We start from the raw sequence: 20,857 nt of genomic DNA, 5'->3' as shown, positions 1-20,857 counted from the left end.
TGGCCAGGTCGTAGGCTCATTTGGAGCCTGGCTGGAATTGAACTCGAAACACTGCACCGGAGAATGATGATGTCTGCTGATTCACTGTCGGAACGTAAAAACGAAATCCGCAAAGCGGCCCACGCTGCTCGAAAGGAGCAGGTGGATAAGGAAGAGGTTAGCCAGCGGATCACAGACCGTGTGATGGCGATGCCTGAATATCAATCGGCCAAGTGTGTGATGTGGTATGTCGACGTTCGCGACGAAGCCCGCACACGACACGCGCTTCCGGCCGCAGTGGCGAGTGACAAGAAGATCGTGATCCCGTACTGCGTCGACGGTGAATTGGAACTCTTCTTGCTCGAGTCGATGGATGAACTCGAAGTCGGCATGTACAAGATTCTGGAACCTCGCGAAGACTTGCGCGGCGTCGCAGCCAAGAACGTTGACGTTAAGGATCTTGACTTGGTCTTGGTGCCGGGCGTCGCCTTTGACGCCGTTGGTGGTCGAACGGGGCACGGCAAAGGCTATTACGATAAGCTGCTTGAAAACGCTCGCTTGGAAACGCCGCTCGTCTCGCTCGCCTTCGAATGTCAAATGTTCGACGAGATCCCGATGCAGGACCACGATATCTATATGGACAAAGTCGTGACGGAAGAAAAAGTCTACGACGGTAAGGGGCGCAAGTAGGCCATGATTGATTTGAAAGACTTAGTCGAAGACACCTACGCTGAGGGATTTCGCAGCATCTATGGCGAAGTCCTGATCACGGCGCGTGACGAGCGTTGGCTTCGCCACTGCGTCAATGCGGTCACCGGGCATGCGTCCAGCACGATCCTGTGTGACTGCGAAGCCGGTGTGTCACGATGGCTCGACGCCAGCGAAACGCCCGATGGCCGAGTCGGCGCTGCGGTGCAATTTCATGTGCCACGGTTCGTCAAGAATCGAGAAAAGCATCTCGAAAAAGTGATGTTGGCCCGACTGAGTCAGAACGTGCTGACGTGTCCGACCACGGCTCTGTTCAATCAACTTCATACCGAGGACTACTTTAAACTTGGCCGGAAAATCGCCCTGTTCGGCGACCGTCACCAGTTTCGCGATACACGGCATGGCGAGCCGGGGTGGGTGATTCCAACGCTCGGTGGCGAGTTCTTTTTGTCGCGGCGTTTCGGTTTCCGCGACGGTGTGATGGGGGGCAACTTGTGGTTCTTTGGTCCGGATGAAGCGACGGCGCTAGATGCGGCCGAAGCCGCTTCGGTGGCCGCCGAAGCGACGCCCGATGTGATCACCACGTTTCCCGGCGGAGTCGCGTCGAGCGGATCCAAGGCGGGCAGTAGCTACGATTTTCTGATCGCGGCAACCTATGCGGAATTTTGCCCGACGCTAAAGGACAAGCTGGGTGACAAGTCGAAGGTACCGGATGGAGTGAAGTCCATCATGGAGATCATCGTCAACGGTCGCGATTTGGAGGCGCTACAAAACGCGACCCGAAACGCGATCCACGCTGCCGCCAAAACGCCCGGACTGATGCGAATCAGCGCCGGGAATTACAACGGCCGACTGGGTAAGACGTTCGTGCATTTGCACGAGCTGATTGGGTAACTCGCACACAGGCTGATCTTCAAGCAGCGAAGCTGATCAAGAGCTTCGGCCCGAAACGAGTCTTGACGACTTTCGTTAGGACAAGCCCCGACAATTGTGCTGGCGCAAGCTACTTGATTTCGGTTGGGTCTTCTTCGTTGCGATGGCGTTTGTGCAGGTACATCTTGATCGGCACTTCGCCAAACGGCAGGTGATCGCGAAACACGCCTAACAGATACCGTTGGTAATCATTGCCGATCGACTTTGGGTCGTTCACGACCAACACGATTGTTGGCGGTTGGGTCGCAACCTGAGTTGCAAAGTAAACCTTCGGACGTCGGCCTTGATGCAATGGCGGAATGTGGGCTTCGACAGCCGCACGGACCACACGGTTAAGCTGACCTGTCGAAACCCGCTCGCACGATTGCTTGTAAAGCATCGTCGAGTGGTTCAGCAGCGCCTTCACGTTCTTGCCCGTTTGACCGGTGATGAACGCAATCGGTGCATAGGCGAGCGTTGGGAATTGGGCACGCAGATAACGCACCCAGCGATCGGTGGGAACGGTGTTGTGCAGTTTGTCCCACTTGTTGATCACGAACACGCATGGCTTGTGATTTTCCATCACGTAACCGATCAACTGCTTGTCCACTTTGCTGACCGTTTCCGAGGCATCGAAAAACATCAGCACCACGTCGGCTCGGCGCACACTGCGCTGCGCCCGGTGCATTCCATAGTATTCCAGGTCCGTTCGCTGGCTCTTGCGTTTGCGCAGTCCCGGTGTGTCGATCGCCATGAACGTTTGGCCGTCCATTTCAAAACGCACGTCGACACTGTCGCGAGTGGTGCCTGGCACTTCGCTGACGATCATGCGATCGGATTCTGCCAGCGTGTTGACGAAGGTGCTTTTACCAACGTTTCGGCGGCCAACGATCGTGACCTTCATTTGCGTTTCGGCGTGAACTTCTTCGTTTGCGTCGGGCAGACGATCAACGATCAGATCCAGCAACTGTTCACGGTTTCGGTTTTGGGTCGTGCTGACCTGGACCATGTGGCCGCGGCCCAGCTTGTGGAACTCTTCAGCCTGGATGTCTTGGTGCGGTTGGTCCGCCTTGTTGCAGACCAAGATCACCGGTCGCTCGATCCCACGCAGTCGCTCGGCCACGCTTTCGTCCAGCGGCATGATGCCGCTTTGCACGTCAACGACGATCACGATGACATCAGCCGAATTAATCGCGAGCTCGATTTGGCGACTAACGTCATCGGTCAAATCGTCATCGTCGACGATCCCGATTCCGCCGGTGTCGATCAGTTCGAAAAAGCGATCTTCATGCTCGATCAGCGTCACCATTCGGTCGCGAGTCACGCCAGCATGGTCATCGACGATGGCCAAGCGGCGGCGTGCCAGCCAATTGAACAGGCTGCTTTTACCGACATTGGGGCGGCCAACGATCGCGACTTGGGGGACTGCCATTTGAAACGTGAACAAACACTTGAGGACGAATACGGACCAGGAAGCTCACCAGAGTACGTTCAAAGCGGCGTTTCAGACAGGCCCGGTAACCCGATGAAAGCGAAGTCGGTAAACTGGGCGGATGGCCGAAAACGATGCTTCCACCGCCGGCGAATCCCTTGACGCCCAAGAAATCTATGAGCAAACCGCTGCTTTAGCGGCTCATTTGGCACGCGCGGGCATCCGTTTTCTGCCCAATGCCCAGGAATCCGAAGTCGAAGCTTGGGGGGCTCATTTTGTCGCCGAAGCCGATGAAATGCCCGAAGTTTCGGTCGCCGAGGTCCCCGTGGCGGCAGCGCCAGCAGCAGTCGCCCCTCCGGCAGCCGTTGCTAGCCCGGCCCGGCCCGTTCGCCGTGTCGAGTCGGTGCCGGCGTTCACGTCGATCGAAGGTCCCTATCCGGGCGAGTCGTTGTCGGTGGCCGAGCGGAAGGCGCGGCTGGACGATTTGGCGCTTCAGGTGGCTGGTTGTACCCAGTGCGAGGTTTTGTCGAACTGTCGCACTCAGACTGTCTTTGGCGAAGGCAGCTCCACCCCGCGTTTCGTGTTCTTTGGCGAGGCTCCCGGTGCCGAAGAAGACCGCAGCGGTCGGCCGTTCGCGGATCAGGCGGGCCAACTGCTGACCAAGATGATCCAGGCATGCAAGTTCCAGCGCGAAGACGCGTATCTGTTCAATAGCATCAAATGCCGGCCGCCAGGCAGTCGCACGCCGGAACCTGGCGAGTTTCAAAATTGCCGTACGTTTTACGAGCAACAGTTGGCTTTGTTGCGGCCCGAATACATCGTTTGTCTCGGTGCCATCAGTGCCCAGGAACTGTTGAAGACAAAATTGTCGGTCGGCCGTCTTCGTGGCAAGTTGCACACGTATTTGGAAAGCAAGGTCGTGGTCACGTATCACCCCAGCTATCTGTTGCGTAATCCAGCGGCCAAGAAAGCCGCCTGGGACGACCTGCAGATGATGATGAAGGACGCCGGCCTGATGTAGCCAGATTTCGTCCCGCGCGGGACGTTTCACGCGATGCCGGCAGATGAAATCTTGCTGCGTTGGGGAACCGGCGTTCGAGATTGCGAGGCGTGAAAAAGCGAGTTCCTGAGCGGATGTCGAATCGGTATTTAAAAATCCGCAGTGACTTTTGTCAATCAATCGCCGCAAATGGCGACACACGGCAGATTTTTTCCTATTGACCACTTTTCGGCGATCGGAACAATCACTGCATCGGTGGAGCGAGGATTGCTTCTTCCGACGACGGTTGGACCGTCGTGAAACACAATCACAGCGATGTGCACGGAGGCCATCATGCGTCACGGGATTAACCAAACCCCTTCCAATGCGACTAACGATTCGGTTCGTCATCAGCTTGAAGCCGGATCTCCCGTCTCTCTCCGCCGCACGCTGCCGGCCGCTCGTCTGACCGTTTCGGAAGATGTGCAAATCACATCGGTCGCCGACTCGCCAGCGACTGCCCAGCCTGGTGACTTGATCGTTTACCGAATTGGAAAAGATGATCCTGCCAAATTAGTCGCCCAGGCGATGGCTCGTGGTGCCGCCGCAATCTTGACCGAACAACTGCTTCCCTGCCCTGTGGCACAGTGCATCGTGGGCGATGTCGATTTGGCGATGGCGTCCATCACCGCCGAAATGCTCGGCCGTCCTGATCGCAAAGTGCTGACGATCGGCGTGATTGGTTCGGCAGGCAAAACAACGACGTCATTGTTGTTGTCAACGCTGTTGCGATCGAGCGGCGTTCGTGCTGGTTTTCAGACCGACCTTGGCTCTCACGATGGAGTCGTGCAAGTGACTGCACCGGAGTCGATTGCCAGTGGTGCCGAATTGGTTGCGTGGATCGGCGAAGCCGCGGATGCTGGTTCGCAAGCCGTCGTCATCGAACTTTCCGACGACGAAGCTCGTTATGGACACTACGATTCGGTTGAGTTCGATATGGTCGTGGTCACCGGATCAGCGATCAGTGGCAATGACTTTGGGCCCAACGGGTTGGAATGCGTGCTCGATCGGTTGGCGGATGACGGAGTCGTTGTGGCTCCGGCCGACGACCCGCGAGCGATGCGAGTTATCGAAGATCATGACGTCCGCTATGTGTCGTACGGTGTCCGTAAAGCAGCCGACGTGACGGCCAAGATTATCGATCACGCTGGCGGCATGACGACGTTGCTGGTGACGTATCACGACACGACCGCAGTGATGGAAACGTCGCTTTGCGGCGGTGCAATGGCTGCCAATCACGCCGCAGCAATCGCGGTGGGATTGTTGCTGGATCAACCGCTTTATGAAGCGATCGAAAAGATCAGCACGCTGCGAACGGTGCCTGGCCGCGGTCAGCGTTTGGCTCGGTATGGTCACGCGTCGGTGGTGATGGATGTCGCCGGTACACCTGAACGAGCGGCTGCTTCGTTGCGAACGTTTCGTTCAATGAAAGGCGCGGGCCGGCTCTGGTGCGTGATGGCTGTTGATTGCGGCGAGCAACCCGAGATCCTGGCTCACTACGGCAATCTGATCGAACGGTTCGCGGATCACGCGATCGTGACGGCTCAACCTGCGACGCGAAAATCATTCATGCCGGCATCGCACGCGGTACTTGACGGAGTCGAAAAGTGCGCTGCCATGCGATTGGTGGCTGACCGTTCGCGAGCGATCAAGTGGGCCATTTCCGAAGCCGGTCCGAACGACACGATCTTGGTGATGACAGGTGAACGAAGTCAGACGGCAAAGGCCGGTCGAACCGATCTGCAAAAGTTAGAAAAGATGATCGAAGGCGAGTGGGACAAGGCTGACGAAGCGAACCCCAAGCCATCGCTAAAGATCTTCGGCTAGTCCTCTAGCATCCATCGATACGGCGGCCAACAAACTTGGCCGCCACTTTTCGTTACATCGAGGGCCGCCAGCCATAGACATCGGCCAGGGCTCTGCAAACCACGTCGCTTAGCTGTTTTAGCCGGACGGGTTTTGCCAGCACGCCGTACGTTGCCATCGATTCGGCCTCGCGGCGGATTTCGTCGTTCAAGTCCGCGCTCATCAATACGCACGGCAACACTCGGCCGGCCGTATGCAGCCGGCGGATCACGTCCAAGCCCGTCAAACGTGGCATGTGAAAGTCGATCAAGCAGACATGAACCTCGCTATGGTCCAGCACGTCCATCGCCTCTTGGCCATCTGTCGCTTCGGTGACGTTGAACCCCCGTCGAGCCAAGGCCTCGCAAAGCACTTGGCGAAAAGCCGCGTCGTCGTCGGTAACCAGTAGATTGGGAGTCATCATGGCGGTCAAACGTGATAGTTCAAACTGCCACCGCGGCAGTCCTCAGCAAGCTATGATCATAATTGCAATTGTAGTGCCGAATTACGCGGCCGACGCCACTTCACGCCCGATCCGACCCGAATGAATCAACCGGCAACGCCCATTCCGAGCGAAAAGACCGCTCAAATCGATTCTCCGGCCGCCGTCAGTGAGCTAGCCAAGCGGATCATTGGCAATGTCGAATTGGCAATTGTGGGCAAACGCAAACAATTGGTTCTGTCATTGGTGACATGGCTATCGGGCGGCCATATCTTGCTGGAAGACGTCCCCGGTGTGGCCAAAACGATGCTTGCTCGAGCCTTGGCTCGCAGTGTCGGCTGCCATTTCAAGCGGGTTCAATGCACCCCCGATTTGCTGCCCACGGATGTCACCGGGACCTCAATCTTCAACCAGAAAACCTCCGAATTTGAATTTCGCCCCGGCCCGGTGTTTACTCAAATCCTGCTGGCCGACGAGATCAACCGAGCCACTCCGCGGACCCAGGCGTCGCTGTTAGAAGCGATGGCAGAAACGCGAGTCACCGTGGACGGAACGACTCATACTTTAAAGCCGCCCTTCATCGTCATCGCGACCCAAAACCCGGTCGATCACGAGGGCACGTTCCCATTGCCCGAGGCCCAGCTTGACCGGTTCATGATGCGGTTCAGTTTGGGGTATCCGTCGATGGAAGAAGAAATGCGGATGCTGGAATTGCTGCAGCACACGCATCCGATCGATCGACTTAAGCCAGTTGCCACTGCCGCAGAAATTGTCGCTGCGTCGAACCAGGTCCGCAAAGTTCACGTCGACAATCGAGTTCGCCAGTACCTGTTGCAAATCGTCAATGAAACGCGAACGCACCCCGATTTGGCACTCGGCGGCAGCCCTCGCGCCACGATCGCGTTGTTCCGATGTGCTCAAGCCATGGCGGCGATCCGCGGTCGCAATTTCGTGATGCCCGATGACGTCAAGAAAATCATTGATCCTGTCATGAATCACCGCCTGATCATGCGTCCGGAAAGTCGCCTTAGAAAATTGACGACCGAGAAAATCCTGGAAGAGATCGTCAGCGAAATCGCCGTGCCAACTATCGAAGCAGGTTAACCGCGGCGAGCGAATTTTCTTTCATTCTTAAGCGGTCTCTGATGTCTGGCCAAAACGAACCCGATCAAACCGACGAATTGGACGAGCTTGATCAGCGATTGCTCAAGCGAGTCGAACGAGCCGTTGCATCGGAGTCGGCGATCGAGGCTGCTTCGACGCCAAAGTTCACCGTGATCGCGGGTGTCAGTGCGGTCTTGCTGGCTGGCATGTTGTTCGGCGCGTCGCTGTGGGTTTTGGTGGCAGTCGCCGCTGGGCTGCTGTTGGGCACCAACTACTACCTCGCCAAAATTTGGGCGACCGCGACGGTTGCGTCGCGTGGTGGAGTTGAAAACGATGAAGTCAAACTTGGTTCGCGAGTTTCCGTGGAACTGAGTTTTCACAATCGCAGCCGAATTCCGGTGTTGTGGTTATTGGCCGAAGACCTGTTGCCGCGTTGGACTGCCGATACCGAGCATCCGACGCTTGCCGTCGAAGGCGATCGCATTGGCGTCCTGTTGTTGTGGCCTGACGAGACTCGCAAACTTGAGTACAAGATCAACTGCCATCGCCGTGGTTATTTTCAAATCGGGCCAACCGTTTTGGAAACCGGCGACATGATGGGGCTGTTTCGCCGCTACCGTGTTGGCACCGAACCGCAATATGTGACAGTGTTGCCCGAGATTGTGCCGCTGACCAGTTACGAGATCGGCTCGCGACGTCCGATCGGCGAAATTCGTATGCGTGAAAACGTGATGGATGACCCAACCCGGTTGCGAGGCATCCGTCAGTGGCAGATTGGCGACCCGATGCGCAGTGTTCACTGGGCGGCAACGGCGCGAACGGGGGTGCTGCATAGCAAGATCTACGAGCCGTCGTCGATCGTCGGTGCGACGTTGGTGTTGGATTTGCACGAGTCGACCAATCCGACGAAACACGAACCGTATCGCAGCGACTTAGCAGTCACCGCGGCGTCATCGATTGCTGCGGCGCTGCACGAATCGGGTGAACCGTTCGGGTTGGCAACCAACGGACGCGATGCATCGGATCGAGTGCGAGACGAAGGTTGGGCGGGCGATCACCGAGTCCGCGGCATGGCGGCTGCCGCAGCGGCAATGCGAGAGGAAAGCGATCGGTTGCGTCCGGTGCTGATCCCGCCATCACGCGGCCCAGTGCAGTTCAAGGAAGTTCACCGTACGTTGGCAAGACTGGAACGCACTAGTGGATTGACGTTTGCCGAGTTTTTGGTCGAGTGTGAATCGCGACTGTCATCGGAAACGACCATGCTGGTGATCGTGCAAGAGACTCCACCGCAGACGATCGCCTCGCTGGTGTCGTTGTCACGCCGAGGACGTGCGGTTGCGGTGATCATCAACACTCACGACATCAACGACTATAGCGCGTCGGCGGGACCCTTGATCGCTAGCCGCATCCCAACGTTTCATTTGGCATCCAAAGACGCCATCGCCGAAGTATGCCGCCAAACGCTAGTTCGATAAGCGGCGCTAAATAGCCGGCCTAAGTAAATCGCAGCAACGCGTACTTTCGCTTGCCCTTGCGCAGCACCATCACGGTCTCGCTGGCCAAGTCCGACGTCGACAAGCGTTGTTGCTCGTCGCTGACTCGCACATTGTTCAAGTAAACGCCGCCTTCCTTGATCGCGCGACGAGCCTCGCCACCGCTCTTGACCAATCCCGCCGATTGCAGAGCTTCGACGATCCAGAATCCTTCGCCGCCGAGCTTGTCACGTTCGACGTCTTGACTTGGCACGTCAGCGAAGATCGCACCGAGCGATGCATCGGTTGCTTCACCAATCTCGCCACCAAACAGAATCTGCGATGCTCGCTCGGCGGTCGCCAAACCCTCGTCGCCGTGCAGCAACTTCGTCATCCATTCAGCCAAACGAATTTGCGCGGCGCGTTTGCCCGGATCGTCGGTGGTCGCTTGCGCGAGTGAATCATATTCTTCGCGGTCGATTTCGGTTAGGTAGGCGATGCAGCGCATCACGTCTGCGTCCTCGACCGTTTTCCAGTACTGGTAAAACTCGTAAGGGCTGGTCCGCTCGGGATCCAACCAGATCGCGCCCTTTTCGGTCTTGCCCATCTTGCGACCATCACTGGTCGTCAGCAGCGGTGCCGTCACACCAAAGAACTGTTTGCCCAGCATCCGCCGGCCAAGGTCGATGCCAGCGGTGATGTTGCCCCACTGGTCGCTGCCGCCGGCTTGAATGGAACAACCGTGTGCCTTGGCGAGATGCACAAAGTCGTAAGCCTGCAACAGCATGTAGCTGAACTCGGTGTAACTGAGTCCGGCTTCGCTATCGAGTCGCGATCGCACGGACTCTTTGCCCATCATCGCGCCGACGGGAAAGTTCTTGCCGACGTCGCGAAGGAATTCCAGGTACGAGTAACCCTGCATCCAATCGAAATTGTTCAGCAGCAACGCGCCATTGTCGCCGTTGAAGTCCAACAGCATCCGCATCTGTGCCGCCACGCCATCGACGTTTTCTTGCAACTGCTGGGCCGACAACAGATTGCGTTCTTCGCTCTTGCCGCTGGGGTCACCGATCATGCCGGTCGCACCGCCGACCAAAGCGATCGGACGATGGCCAGCCTTTTGAAATCGTCGCAGCATCATCAACTGCATCAAGCTGCCCACGTGCAGGCTAGACGCCGTCGGGTCAAAACCGATGTAGACGGTTTGGCAGCCCGAAGCCAGCAGTTTGGCCAGCCCCGCTTCGTCGGTGCATTGATGGATCAGGCCACGCCAGCGGAGGTCGTCAAGCAAGTTGAATTCAGGCATCGTTATTCTTCGTTGAACGGGCGTAGATGGCTTCTGCCACCGCCAAGTCTTCGGGGTAAGTGATTTTCAAGTTATCGGCGCTGCCGCGAACGATCGAGACCGGGTGGCCGATCCGTTCGACCAATTCGGCATCATCGGTCGCCGGCCGCCCATTGTGCTTTTGATAGGCACGTTGCAACAACCCGGCGGAAAAGACCTGCGGCGTCAGAGCCACGTAGAGGTCACGCCGATCGACGGTCTCGGTTCGCAAAATTCCATCGGAAAGCCGAATTTCACGGCGAATCGTTCCCGGGACCGGTGCCCCCAGGATCGCCGCATCTGTCTGGCTGGCCATCGCAAAAACCGCCGCTAAGTCGCCGGCTGAAACGAGTGGCCTAGCCGCATCATGGACCGCGATCCAGCGAACTTCGGAGTCGTCGCCGATCGCGGCCAGCCCCGCTCGCACGCTGTCGTATCGCTCGGCACCGCCGCGGACGACTTCGATCCGCAGCCTGGCGACTAAGTCCGAAAATTCGTTTTCAAACGCCGGCTGGTCGGACTCGGAAACCGGCATCACGATGCGGCCGACCAGCGGAGATTCCGCTAATCGCTCGGCCGATCGGAACCACAGCGGCTTGCCGGCCAAGGTCGCAAACAGCTTGTTCCGCTGGCTGCCAAACCGTTGCCCGCTACCGGCCGCCGGCATGATGACCGCGATCGATCCGAGCGTCGGCGGTTGATGAGAAGGATCGTTCAAGGTCGGTGGCTCGTCGAAGCGGTGGATTTCAGGGAAGGTCAAAGTCTAGGATTCAACGCATCCGAAGAAAGGATAAGCAACATCGTAAGGGCAAGACGCCAAATTGGTCAGACGCTCCATTCACCTCACTCATTCCGCGTCCTCGTATTCTTCTTCCGCGTCTTCATCGACTTCCTCGTACTCGTCGTCGTCTTCCTCGTCACCGCTTTCAAGTTCGTCCTCGTCGTACTCTTCCTCGTTGTCGTCGACTTGGCCGTCGTCTTCATCCAAGCCTTGCAACGAGTTCCATTTGGCCATCGTCATAACGACTTCGCGCGCCTTGCTGCCGTTGTACTCGCCGACGATTCCGTCTTCGGCCATGAAGTCGATCAGTTTCGCTGCGCGTCCGTAACCGATGCCCAAGCAGCGCTGCAACAGCGAGCATGATCCGCGGCCTTCACGAATCACGACTTCGATGGCACTGTCGTAAAGTTCGTCGCGTTTCTTGATCGCCTCCATCGACGTGCCATCGCCACCGTCGCCTTCCGCGTCGACCTTCAACTCCATCAACTCGCCAACGAAGTTCTGTTCGCTTTGGCTGCAATGCGCACACACCGCGTCGATTTCATCATCCGACAAGTAGGTGCCTTGTCCCCGAATCAATGTGCTGGTGCCCGGCCACAAGAACAGCATGTCACCGTTACCCAGCAATTTGTCGGCACCGTTTTCGTCCAACACAACGCGGCTGTCCGTCTTCGACGCCACTTGGAAACTCAAACGAGCCGGCAGGTTACTCTTGATCAAACCCGTGATGACATCGACGGTTGGTTTTTGGGTTGCCAGGATCAAGTGGATCCCGACCGCACGGCTCTTTTGCGCAAGCCGAATGATATGCGTTTCGACGTCTTTGCCGGCCGTCATCATCAAGTCCGCCATTTCGTCGGCGATAATGACGATGAACGGTAGCTTATCAGGGACATCGGTTTCGCCGTCTTCTTCGTCGATTTCCATGCGTCGCAAGATTTCTTCGCGGCCAAGGTCGTTGAAGCTGTTGATGTGACGCACACCGGCCTTGGCAAGCAGCGAGTACCGTTCTTCCATCTTCTCGACTGCCCACGCCAAAATCGCTTCGGCCTTGCGCATGTCGGTGATCACCGGGTGCATCAAGTGCGGCAGCCGACCATAGCCGCTCAGTTCGACCATCTTGGGGTCGATCATCAACATGCGAACTTCGTCCGGCCGACAGCACATCAAGATCGAGCTGATGATCGTGTTCAAGCAAACCGATTTACCCGTACCGGTTCGACCTGCGATCAAAAGGTGAGGCATCTTGGCCAAGTCGACGACCATCGGATTGCCCGAAACGTCTTTGCCCAAGAAAACCGGAATATTCATCTTGGCACTGCGTGTGTCGGATTCTTCGATCACATCACGAAGCATCACGACTTGGCGAGTCTCGTTGGGAACTTCGATACCGACCGTGTTCTTGCCTGGAATTGGCGCGACAATCCGAACGCTGGGCACGCGAAGGGCAATCGCCAAGTCTTCGGACAAGCCCGTGATCTTGCTCAAACGCAAACCGGCTTCCAATTCAATTTCGTACTGTGCGATCACAGGTCCGGTTTCGATTTCAACGACGCGAATGTTGAAGTTGAATTCCTTGAACGTCTTTTCCAGGATGTGAGCTTTCCGGCGCACCTCTTCGAGTTGGTCGTCGTAACTGATGTCGTCGCTTTGCCGCAGCAGTTCAAGTGGCGGCAATTGATAGTCTTCGAATCCGTTCGGCGCCGATTCTTTGACCGTTTTCAAGAACTCCTCGCGAGGATCCCGTTTGCTCTTCTGTTTAGGCGCGCGGATTTTCGGTTGACTGGCCGGTTCGGACACGGGATGAGCCTCGTCTTGGCGAAGGATCAGCTGTTCGCCTTCGACTTCGATTTCACGAGTCGGCGCTTCCGCGACCTCTTCTTCCTCTTCTTCTTCGTCCCAATCTCCTTCGTCGTACTCGTCGCTGACTTCTTCGTCGGATTCGGTTGGTGCCGACGGCGATAACGCATCACTGGCCGCGGCCGCTAGTCCGGCTGCGGTTGCCGCCACAGCGCCAGCAATGCCAGTCCGTTTGGTACGGTTGAATTTGATCTTAGGCCCGTCGTGTCGCTCGTTTGCGTCTGGTTTGTCGGGATCGATGACGTCGAGTGCAGCGGCTGCTGATTCCTCAGCGCTTGCCTCGCCCGATTCGCCATCCAGTGTGATGGGTTCTTCCAAGTCGGTGAACGGTTGACGCAGACGTTTGGCTGGCAAAACTCCGGCGGCACGTTGCATTCCCGCACGAGAAACTCCGGCTCCCTTGGCAACGATTTTCTTTCCTGCATACAGCAGTGCGTAGTCAGTCGTGATCAGCAGTCCGACCGCCAATGTCGTCAGCGTCAAAATCCAGCCGCCCGCCGGCGCAAAGTGTTCTAGCAACCAGGTCGACGTCATCGCGCCCAAATAACCGCCCGATCCGACGATCGGCATGCCTTCGATGCTAGTCTGCGACAGGCCCGCGGCCGTGGCCGCGCCGAGCACGGTGATCGTGCCACCGAGCGAACGCAGCACCGGCGCATTCAAATGACCGCGGATCAATAGCGCCGTCGCCACTCCGCCAAGTCCGGCAATTACCAGCGACGACGCCAATCCAACCGCGTCAAACAACATGGACGACAATAGCGCGCCCCAGTAGCCGCAGGCATTGGTGATCGAAGCATTGGCCGGATAAACGACCACGTCTGGCGAATAGAATTGGTTGATCGGCCACATCGGTTCATCGATGGGATCGGCCGCGCTGCGAGTCACAACCGAGACGACCAGAATCAACGTGATCGCCACCAACGCGATCGCGGCAATGTCGCGAACCAGGTTGGGTTGTCGTTCGTTTTCGTCTGAATCGATTGGAATCGCCGACATCGAAGCGCCGCTCGGTCATGGGAAGAGTGTCGTCAAAAACGGTCCGAACGTGCGCATCCACACTTTCGGCGTATCGTTTCATTCGGCACAATCCGACCGGGGCGCCAACGAAGGCACTCGCCGCCCCTACAACCGTCACACTCGGGCACCGTTGCAGTACTGAACAGGGCTGTCCATCGGTTGGCATCGGTCCGATCACGATCTCGCCCGAAAAATCGAGCGAATCAGTCAAGATCCGAAACGTGACGACCGAAGCGACGCCGCGAGATTTCAGCTTCGGCGACGCCGAAACATCACCAGGCCAACCGAGACCGTCGATATCAAGATCAACGACGATGGCTCGGGGACAGCCGTCACAAAGGCAATCGCCGTGATCCCTTGGACATCAAACACATCCAGGTCGGTCACGTGACCGGTGGTAAAGTCGATCGTCTGCAGCAACGTGCCCGAATTACCGCGGCTGAACGTGTAGGCTTGTCCCGACGCGTCAAAGTCCAGTCCGTTATGCGGCTGAGCGTCCAGAGCGATGATCGATGTGCCGACGCCCGTGACGGGATCGATTTGATACAAATGGCCCACTCGATCGGCCTGAGGTTTGGACGCGTCGATGTCGCCTGATTTCAGGAAAAGCGAACCGTTCGGAGCAAAAGCGAGCCCCGTTTGGTTGGTGAAGATCCCGGACTCGCCCACTCGAGTGACCGAACCGTTGTTCAGATCGAACGTCACCAGATCGTCCACTTCTTCCTTGAAAAAGTTCTCGCTGCCGAACTCCATCCATCCGTAAAGGTTTCCGTCCGGGCCAAACGAGATGTCGGGAACTCGCACCCCCGTGGTGCCGATCAACGTTGGTGACGCAGTTTGCAGATCTAGGCGATACAGTTCGCCGACGCCCGTGATGTCATCGTTGCGATGGGCAAACAAAAGTCCCGTTGTCGGCTCGACGGCGATGCCCGTGACATGCTTCAGCCCCGTTTCACCAATCTTGGTTGCCGTGCCAGTGGCGATGTCCAACCGATAAAGGGCCGAGTTGTAATCGACCTGCGGCCCGCCGGTGACAGCGATCAGTTCGGCGGTGACTTCGCTAGTAACAACCGTCAAAGCGAAAAGAGATAGAGAGAGTGAAAAACAAAAACGAACGAGGCGATTAGTCGAGAGCAATGCAGCGTCCCTTCTGCGAATGAAAATGAATACCGGTGGTCGGTGCCCTCGACCTATCTGCGCCATCAAGCCCAATCTTCGCAGATTGAAGTCGCGGCGGGAATGCCATCCGTTTGGGGGCGACTGTTCCTCTGATTGAATTCATTGGAATTGACTTTGTTGTTCTTCAAACGCTATTGAACGGGCATCATGCAGCCAGAAGAATCAATCGCAGTGCGCCGTCCCGAGCGATGGGGCGAACCGATGGACGCGTCGATCAACGACGGTGACGTGTCCTGGCTGCGCTCGCGTGAACCCTTTGCTAGCATGGATTCTGATTCGTTTCCGCGATCGATTCCGCTCGAAGGAATTCTGCGCAACGATACTCGGCTGCATCGCTGCGAACCTGGCGAGATCATTGTTCGCGAAGGTGATTACGGAAACAGCGCGTTCCTCGTTTTGGCGGGCAGCGCTGCAGTCATCGTCAAGTCGTTGTTGCCCGAGCAGTTGGGACGCAGCGAAGTCGAAAAGCTGTCGTGGACCGAAGCGCTGCGGAAATACCTTGGCCGCAGCCGCCATCCCGAATCGCGTCGTCCGGACCAAGTCACGTCGGGCGCTAACGGGGACTCGTCCAACGTTCGCCAGGTCGACGATCGGCCGGCATTATTCCTGCAAGATTTTGAAGCCGTTTTGCGCCGCGATCGTTCGGGCGCTCAGCGTCCGGTCACGATCGGGCCGGGCGAGATCTTTGGCGAGGTTGCAGCGATGTATCGTTCGCCGCGAACCGCGACCGTGATCGCCGAAACGGAAGCCACGCTGTTAGAAATTCGCTGGCAGGGATTGAAGATCCTGCGCCGCGACAAAGGATTTGCCGACACTCTGGATCGACACTATCGCCAGAACTGGTTGACGATCCACCTGCGCGAACTACCGCTGCTTCGGCATTTGCCCGAAGCCAATCTCAATCGCGTCGCTGCGTCGACTCAGATGCATTCGTTTGGACGGATGGAGTGGCATGCGGACTACAAGAAAATTCGCGAGTTACCCGTTCAGAAACAAATTGAATCGGAACCTGTCGTTGCCGCCGAAGGCCGCATGCCGACCGATTTGGTGATCGTGCGAAGCGGGTTTGGCCGAGTCTCGAAAACTTACGGTGCGTCCGATCGAACGACCGCCTACCTTGGTAAAGGCCATGTGTTTGGCTTGGATGAGATCGCCTACAACTCGCTGCGTCCCGAATCGGCACCGCCGAAAACCCTGGACCACTCGCTGCGTGCGATCGGATTCTTGGACGCGTTGTTCATTCCTGCCGAAGTGTTCGCCGAAGAAATTCTACCTCACGTGCGCCGCAGTGAATTGCCTGAATCGGTCAGCGAATTGGTGACGACGGTTAACCACAAACGTCTGGGTGGTGACACGAAACACCATGATTCGGACCGCCGCGAAGAATCGCGAGGGCGAACGGATCGCCGTAGCGCCGATCGTGCATCGAATCTTGGCCAAGGCGATTGGAAAGACTTGCCAAGTTCGGAAGGCCAGCAATTTCAGCCAACCGGATTGCTGGAATTTATCGTCCAAAATCGTGTGAACAACGGTACGGCGGCGATGGTCGTCGATCTAAGCCGCTGCACTCGGTGCGATGACTGCGTCAAAGCGTGTGCATCGACTCATGATGGCAACCCTCGGTTTGTGCGGCAGGGCATCGCGCACGAACAGATTCAGTTTGTCCAAGCCTGCATGCAATGCAGTGACCCGGTTTGCATGATCGGTTGTCCAACTGGTGCGATCACTCGCGACAAAGACTCGGGCGTGGTTCGCATTCATGATCCGATTTGTGTCGGGTGTGGCACGTGCGCGAATTCTTGCCCGTACGAGAACATCCGCATGGCCGAAGTCGTGGACCCCAAAGGCCGACCATACACCGACATGGATAGCGGCAAACCGATACGTAAAGCCACCAAATGCGACATGTGCCAAAGTCAGCCGACGGGACCGGCCTGTGTGTCGGCGTGTCCGCATGATGCATTGGTGCGGATCGATCTGACCGAATCCGAACCGCTGCAATATTGGCTCGACCGCCGGAGTTAACACAACGTGGCTACCCGAAAACCTCGCGCTCAATTGTCGTTTCGTAATCGGCGCAAACTGTCGCTTGCGGTCACCGCGTTTGCGCTCGCGATCGTGTTCGTCATTATGAAAATCCAAGAGGGACGACTGGCCCACGCCTCGTTCTTCACAGGCTTCACCGTGCTGGCGACGATCTTGTTGTTGGTGTTGTTGGGGGTGCGGCGGCGATTGCCGGTCTTGCCGCTCGGCAGCGCCAGCACCTGGACTCAGGTGCACCTCTACTTGGGCATTTTCGCGTTCGGCGTCTACGCAATGCATGTGCCGGTCTTAGTTGCCGGCGGAATATTCGAATGTGGATTGTCGATCGTTTTTTTGTTAGTCAGCGGCAGCGGTTTCTACGGCATCTACGCCAGCCGAACCTTGCCGCGGCGTTTGACGGCGGTCGAGGGCCAACATCGATTTGACCAAGTCGGTTGGAGTCGAAACCAGATCGCAACGACGGCGCAAGAGCTGTTGGATGGCTTGCACGAATCATCAGGCATGCGTGTTCTGAGCAGTTTTTATTCGCACTATTTGAACCCGTTTTTTGATGCGCGTCCGTCACTTGCGTACGTGTTGGTTCCCACCGGTGTCCGCCGTCGGCGATTGCTAAGTGGACTGAAAGAACTCGATCGATACTTAGAAGACGACAGCCGCCAAGCGGCCGGTCGATTCGCCGCGCTGGTTCGCCGACGTGATGACTTGGACTACCAGTTCGCGCTGCAGTTGCGTTTGCGGTTGTGGGTCGTCATCCACAGCCTGTTTTCGGTGGCATTGTTGGCCGGCGCGATCGTCCATGCGGTGATCGCATGGAATCACGCGGGATAACGAAACCACGCCGGATAACGTTGACCGGATCGCTGATTCCACAGCACGATAAAAACTGCACAAATGTTTTAGAGACGCCATGCGACGTGAAGACTTCAACTTGCCCGCTCCGCCCCAAAACGATCGCCCTGGCGATCGATGGATGTGTGGACGCACAGGCAACCCCTGCGGGCGTGGTCCAACGACAACCGGATTGATGGGACGCGGTCGGTGCACGATGGCGGAACCTTGCAAACCAGTTCGGACTTGGCATGGTCGGCGCAAACAGGCTGTGTTTTTGGGTTCGGTCGCACTCGTTGCTCTGTTGGCGGCAGTTTGCTGGTCGTCCACCCGAGCCAGCGTGGTTAAGCCCGGTGATCTGTCGACGCCTCACGCCCAAATTTTGGCTGGCACGATGGACTCGGGGCGTTGTGCCGCCTGTCACCAGCAAGCGGGAACGTCCGTGGGGGACTGGTTCACGTCGCTGACCGGAGCCGCGGTATCGAAGGCGCACGACGGGATCTCGCAGTCGGATCGATGCTTGAATTGTCATCACGTCACCATCGATCGAGCCACCGCCGGATTCGCTCACAATTTGCCACCGAGCATTCGCACCGAACTGCGTTTGGCATCGGTGGGATCGCGAGATCATTCGTGGCAAGATTGGTTGCCCGGCGCCGCCGTCAATCAAGAAGACGTCAAGTGCAGCGCCTGCCACCGAGAACACCGCGGCGCCGACGGCAAGCTGACGGCGATGACAAACGACCAGTGCCAGACGTGTCACAGCGATCGATTCGGTGACTTTGCAAGCTCTCACCCCAAGTGGAATGATTGGCCGTACCGTCGTGGTGGAGTGATCGCGTTTGACCACGCGTCACACGCAACTAAGCACTTTCCCAAAACGATTCACGAAGGCGAGCCGTTGCCGTTTCAGTGTTTCGATTGTCACGCTCGCGGCGGGGACGGCGAATTGACTCGTTCGACCAGTTACGAAAAAGCCTGTCAAACTTGCCATGATGCTGCTCTTCGAATCGAGACTTCCACCGGTGTCGAACTAGTTGCGTTGCCAAGCGTGACCACGATTGCGGCCGAGTCGATGGGGCCTTGGCCTGCAGCAGCGATCGGGTTCTTTGATGGAAAAGTGACGGCGATCGCTGAGCTGTTGATGCGATCGGATCCCGACTTGAACATGGCGATTCGTAAACTGCCTCAGCGAGACTTCTCGCGACTCGACGATCAACGCAGCGATGACGTCGATGCTGCTCGCGAGGTCGCCAGCGGACTGCGGACTTTGATCGAAGACATCAGCCACGGTGGTCAGTCGGTGATGATTGATCGCATTGGCAAAAGTGGTATCGGAGCGGATTCCGTTGCAGCGATGATCCAGTCGTTGCCGCCCCAGTTGATCGAAGAAGCGAGCCGGAGATGGTTTACAGCCGCCGACGAATCAGATGTCCTGGCAATGCAGTCGATGCAAACCGACAAGACCAAGCTGGCCAAGTTTCGCATGCAAGCCGGTGAAGATGAACTGCTGGCCGATGATGATTTACTCGGGGGCAGTGACTTACTGGACGACAGTGACTTACTGGATGACAGCGACTTGCTCGGTGACAGCGACTTGCTCGGTGGTGAGCTGTTGGGTGGTGGCGATCTGCTGGCGGACGACTCGCTTGCCGAAGATCCACTCAGCTCGCCGGTGCCGCAAAAACCGTCGGCCGTTTCCGCTCGATTTGATGCCGATTCAATGTTGCCGGCTGGCGGATGGTATCGCGATGACTTGACGTTCTCCGTTCGCTATCGCGGCAATGGGCATGCCGATCCGGTGATCCGTGCAACCATTGAAATGGCTGCTCAATTGATGCCTGGCGATCCGGCTCGTGATCGGATACTCGAAAGCAAGGCGGTTGCAGCGTGCATTGACTGTCACCCGGGGGCTCTGACGACAGCCTCGCGAAACTTGCCTCCGACGCCTAGCGGGTGGGTCAGCGATCCGCTTATCCGGAACCCGACGCTTCATCGCAGCGGCGGATTCACCAAGTTCACTCACGGACCACACCTGAACATTGCCGGATTATCAGATTGCCAGCACTGTCATCAAATCAATCGCGATGGCATCGTGTCGCCGCCGAGAGTCGACGTAACAACAATCTCTGCGTCCGATCTAGCGCCCGTGCCACACGAATTCATGCCGATGGGCATCGAGACCTGTGCCGGATGCCATCACCGGGATGCCGCTGGCGATGCCTGCATCAAATGCCACCGGTACCACATCGATCTGCCGTAGCGTTCGCGTTTTAGGCAAATCGGGCGACCGAATCTTAGCTAAGCCGTTTCGCCGTTGAGGGTGATCACGACCCGGCGGCTGCCACCACGGTTTCGGTGCTCGCACAAATAGATGCCCTGCCAAGTTCCCAGCGCTAGCCGACCGTTGGTGATCGGGACGGTCACACTGGTGCCCATCATCGACGCCTTCACGTGCGCCGGCATGTCGTCGGGGCCTTCCAGAGTGTGGACATAGTCAAGCGTTTCCGGCACGGCATGATTCATTGCGGTTTCGAAATCGATGCGAACATCAGGGTCCGCATTCTCGTTGATCGTCAGCGATGCGCTAGTGTGTTGGATGAACACATGCATCAGTCCAATCTGCATCTGGGCGATTTCTGGAACGGCGTCAGTGATCGATCGAGTGATCAAATGAAAGCCACGTCGGGCAGCCGGCAAGGCGATAGAGCGTTGAATCCACATGTCCTTTGTTAGAATTCATTTGAAGAGTCCACGCTAGACGATCGAAAAGTAAAAAATTCGAGTGATTTCAGAAAAAAAATTTGCGTTGGATTTGACCGAACAAACTTGGCCTTCGGGCCCTACGTAGCGTGAATACTGGGCCCCCGCCAGCGGAAATGCAGTCAA

General features: G+C 57.3%; 16 protein-coding genes. 9 read left to right on the top strand and 7 right to left on the bottom strand.

Going from position 1 to position 20,857, the window contains the following annotated elements; translation table 11 throughout:
* Nucleotides 1–69: 69 nt before the first annotated feature.
* Nucleotides 70–669: a 5-formyltetrahydrofolate cyclo-ligase gene (locus tag Poly59_RS24330; protein WP_146536914.1), complete on the top strand. Its 600-nt coding sequence runs from the start codon at nucleotides 70–72 to the stop codon at nucleotides 667–669.
* 3 nt (nucleotides 670–672) lie between these two features.
* A complete protein-coding gene (locus Poly59_RS24325; protein ID WP_146536672.1) occupies nucleotides 673–1,581 on the top strand; it encodes a formylmethanofuran--tetrahydromethanopterin N-formyltransferase in 909 nt (302 codons plus the stop codon).
* A gap of 109 nt (nucleotides 1,582–1,690) precedes the next feature.
* Here the strand turns inward: Poly59_RS24325 and der are convergent, their stop codons facing one another.
* Nucleotides 1,691–3,031 carry a ribosome biogenesis GTPase Der gene (der, locus tag Poly59_RS24320; RefSeq protein ID WP_146536671.1) on the bottom strand — a complete coding sequence of 447 codons (1,341 nt, stop codon included), beginning with the start codon at nucleotides 3,029–3,031 and terminating at the stop codon, nucleotides 1,691–1,693.
* Between the two features lie 121 nt (nucleotides 3,032–3,152).
* On the opposite strand from der, the gene Poly59_RS24315 reads away from it, so the two are divergent.
* A complete protein-coding gene (locus tag Poly59_RS24315; protein ID WP_146536670.1) occupies nucleotides 3,153–4,052 on the top strand; it encodes a uracil-DNA glycosylase in 900 nt (299 codons plus the stop codon).
* A gap of 312 nt (nucleotides 4,053–4,364) precedes the next feature.
* Nucleotides 4,365–5,897 (top strand): glutamate ligase domain-containing protein, encoded by a 1,533-nt coding sequence (locus tag Poly59_RS24310; protein WP_186776486.1) that lies wholly within the window; start codon nucleotides 4,365–4,367, stop codon nucleotides 5,895–5,897.
* A gap of 52 nt (nucleotides 5,898–5,949) precedes the next feature.
* Here the strand turns inward: Poly59_RS24310 and Poly59_RS24305 are convergent, their stop codons facing one another.
* Nucleotides 5,950–6,339, bottom strand: a complete 390-nt coding sequence (locus Poly59_RS24305; protein WP_246151904.1) for a response regulator — start codon at nucleotides 6,337–6,339, stop codon at nucleotides 5,950–5,952.
* 120 nt (nucleotides 6,340–6,459) lie between these two features.
* On the opposite strand from Poly59_RS24305, the gene Poly59_RS24300 reads away from it, so the two are divergent.
* Both Poly59_RS24300 and Poly59_RS24295 read left to right on the top strand, forming a co-directional pair.
* Complete coding sequence (locus tag Poly59_RS24300; RefSeq protein WP_146536668.1) at nucleotides 6,460–7,461, top strand: AAA family ATPase; 1,002 nt, start codon at nucleotides 6,460–6,462, stop codon at nucleotides 7,459–7,461.
* Nucleotides 7,462–7,502: 41 nt separating this feature from the next.
* Entirely contained in the window at nucleotides 7,503–8,936 is a 1,434-nt protein-coding gene (locus Poly59_RS24295) for a DUF58 domain-containing protein (RefSeq protein ID WP_146536667.1), read from the top strand.
* 19 nt (nucleotides 8,937–8,955) lie between these two features.
* Here Poly59_RS24295 and tyrS read toward each other — a convergent pair whose 3' ends face one another.
* The 4 genes from tyrS to Poly59_RS24275 form a co-directional block, all read right to left on the bottom strand.
* Complete coding sequence (gene tyrS, locus Poly59_RS24290) at nucleotides 8,956–10,239, bottom strand: tyrosine--tRNA ligase (protein WP_146536666.1); 1,284 nt, start codon at nucleotides 10,237–10,239, stop codon at nucleotides 8,956–8,958.
* On the bottom strand, nucleotides 10,232–10,975 hold the full coding sequence (gene ispD, locus Poly59_RS24285; protein ID WP_315852616.1) for a 2-C-methyl-D-erythritol 4-phosphate cytidylyltransferase: 744 nt from the start codon (nucleotides 10,973–10,975) through the stop codon (nucleotides 10,232–10,234). Before ispD ends, tyrS begins: the two co-directional genes overlap by 8 nt.
* Nucleotides 10,976–11,104: 129 nt before the next feature.
* Nucleotides 11,105–13,897 carry a DNA translocase FtsK gene (locus tag Poly59_RS24280; protein ID WP_146536665.1) on the bottom strand — a complete coding sequence of 931 codons (2,793 nt, stop codon included), beginning with the start codon at nucleotides 13,895–13,897 and terminating at the stop codon, nucleotides 11,105–11,107.
* A gap of 270 nt (nucleotides 13,898–14,167) precedes the next feature.
* Nucleotides 14,168–14,995: a PEP-CTERM sorting domain-containing protein gene (locus Poly59_RS24275; protein WP_186776485.1), complete on the bottom strand. Its 828-nt coding sequence runs from the start codon at nucleotides 14,993–14,995 to the stop codon at nucleotides 14,168–14,170.
* A 249-nt stretch (nucleotides 14,996–15,244) separates the two neighbouring features.
* On the opposite strand from Poly59_RS24275, the gene Poly59_RS24270 reads away from it, so the two are divergent.
* The 3 genes from Poly59_RS24270 to Poly59_RS24260 all read left to right on the top strand — a co-directional run bounded on the left by Poly59_RS24270 (nucleotide 15,245) and on the right by Poly59_RS24260 (nucleotide 20,231).
* Nucleotides 15,245–17,122 (top strand): cyclic nucleotide-binding domain-containing protein, encoded by a 1,878-nt coding sequence (locus Poly59_RS24270; protein WP_146536663.1) that lies wholly within the window; start codon nucleotides 15,245–15,247, stop codon nucleotides 17,120–17,122.
* 6 nt (nucleotides 17,123–17,128) lie between these two features.
* The gene (locus Poly59_RS24265; protein WP_146536662.1) at nucleotides 17,129–17,968 is read left to right on the top strand and encodes a hypothetical protein; all 840 of its coding nucleotides are present in this window, start codon (nucleotides 17,129–17,131) and stop codon (nucleotides 17,966–17,968) included.
* 79 nt (nucleotides 17,969–18,047) lie between these two features.
* Nucleotides 18,048–20,231 (top strand): cytochrome c3 family protein, encoded by a 2,184-nt coding sequence (locus Poly59_RS24260; RefSeq protein WP_146536661.1) that lies wholly within the window; start codon nucleotides 18,048–18,050, stop codon nucleotides 20,229–20,231.
* A 38-nt stretch (nucleotides 20,232–20,269) separates the two neighbouring features.
* Here the strand turns inward: Poly59_RS24260 and Poly59_RS24255 are convergent, their stop codons facing one another.
* Nucleotides 20,270–20,692 carry a secondary thiamine-phosphate synthase enzyme YjbQ gene (locus tag Poly59_RS24255; protein ID WP_146536660.1) on the bottom strand — a complete coding sequence of 141 codons (423 nt, stop codon included), beginning with the start codon at nucleotides 20,690–20,692 and terminating at the stop codon, nucleotides 20,270–20,272.
* Nucleotides 20,693–20,857: the final 165 nt, after the last annotated feature.

This window comes from Rubripirellula reticaptiva (assembly GCF_007860175.1).
GTDB classification, from domain to species: Bacteria; Planctomycetota; Planctomycetia; order Pirellulales; family Pirellulaceae; genus Rubripirellula; species Rubripirellula reticaptiva.
This window is presented reverse-complemented; position numbering and strand designations above follow the sequence as displayed.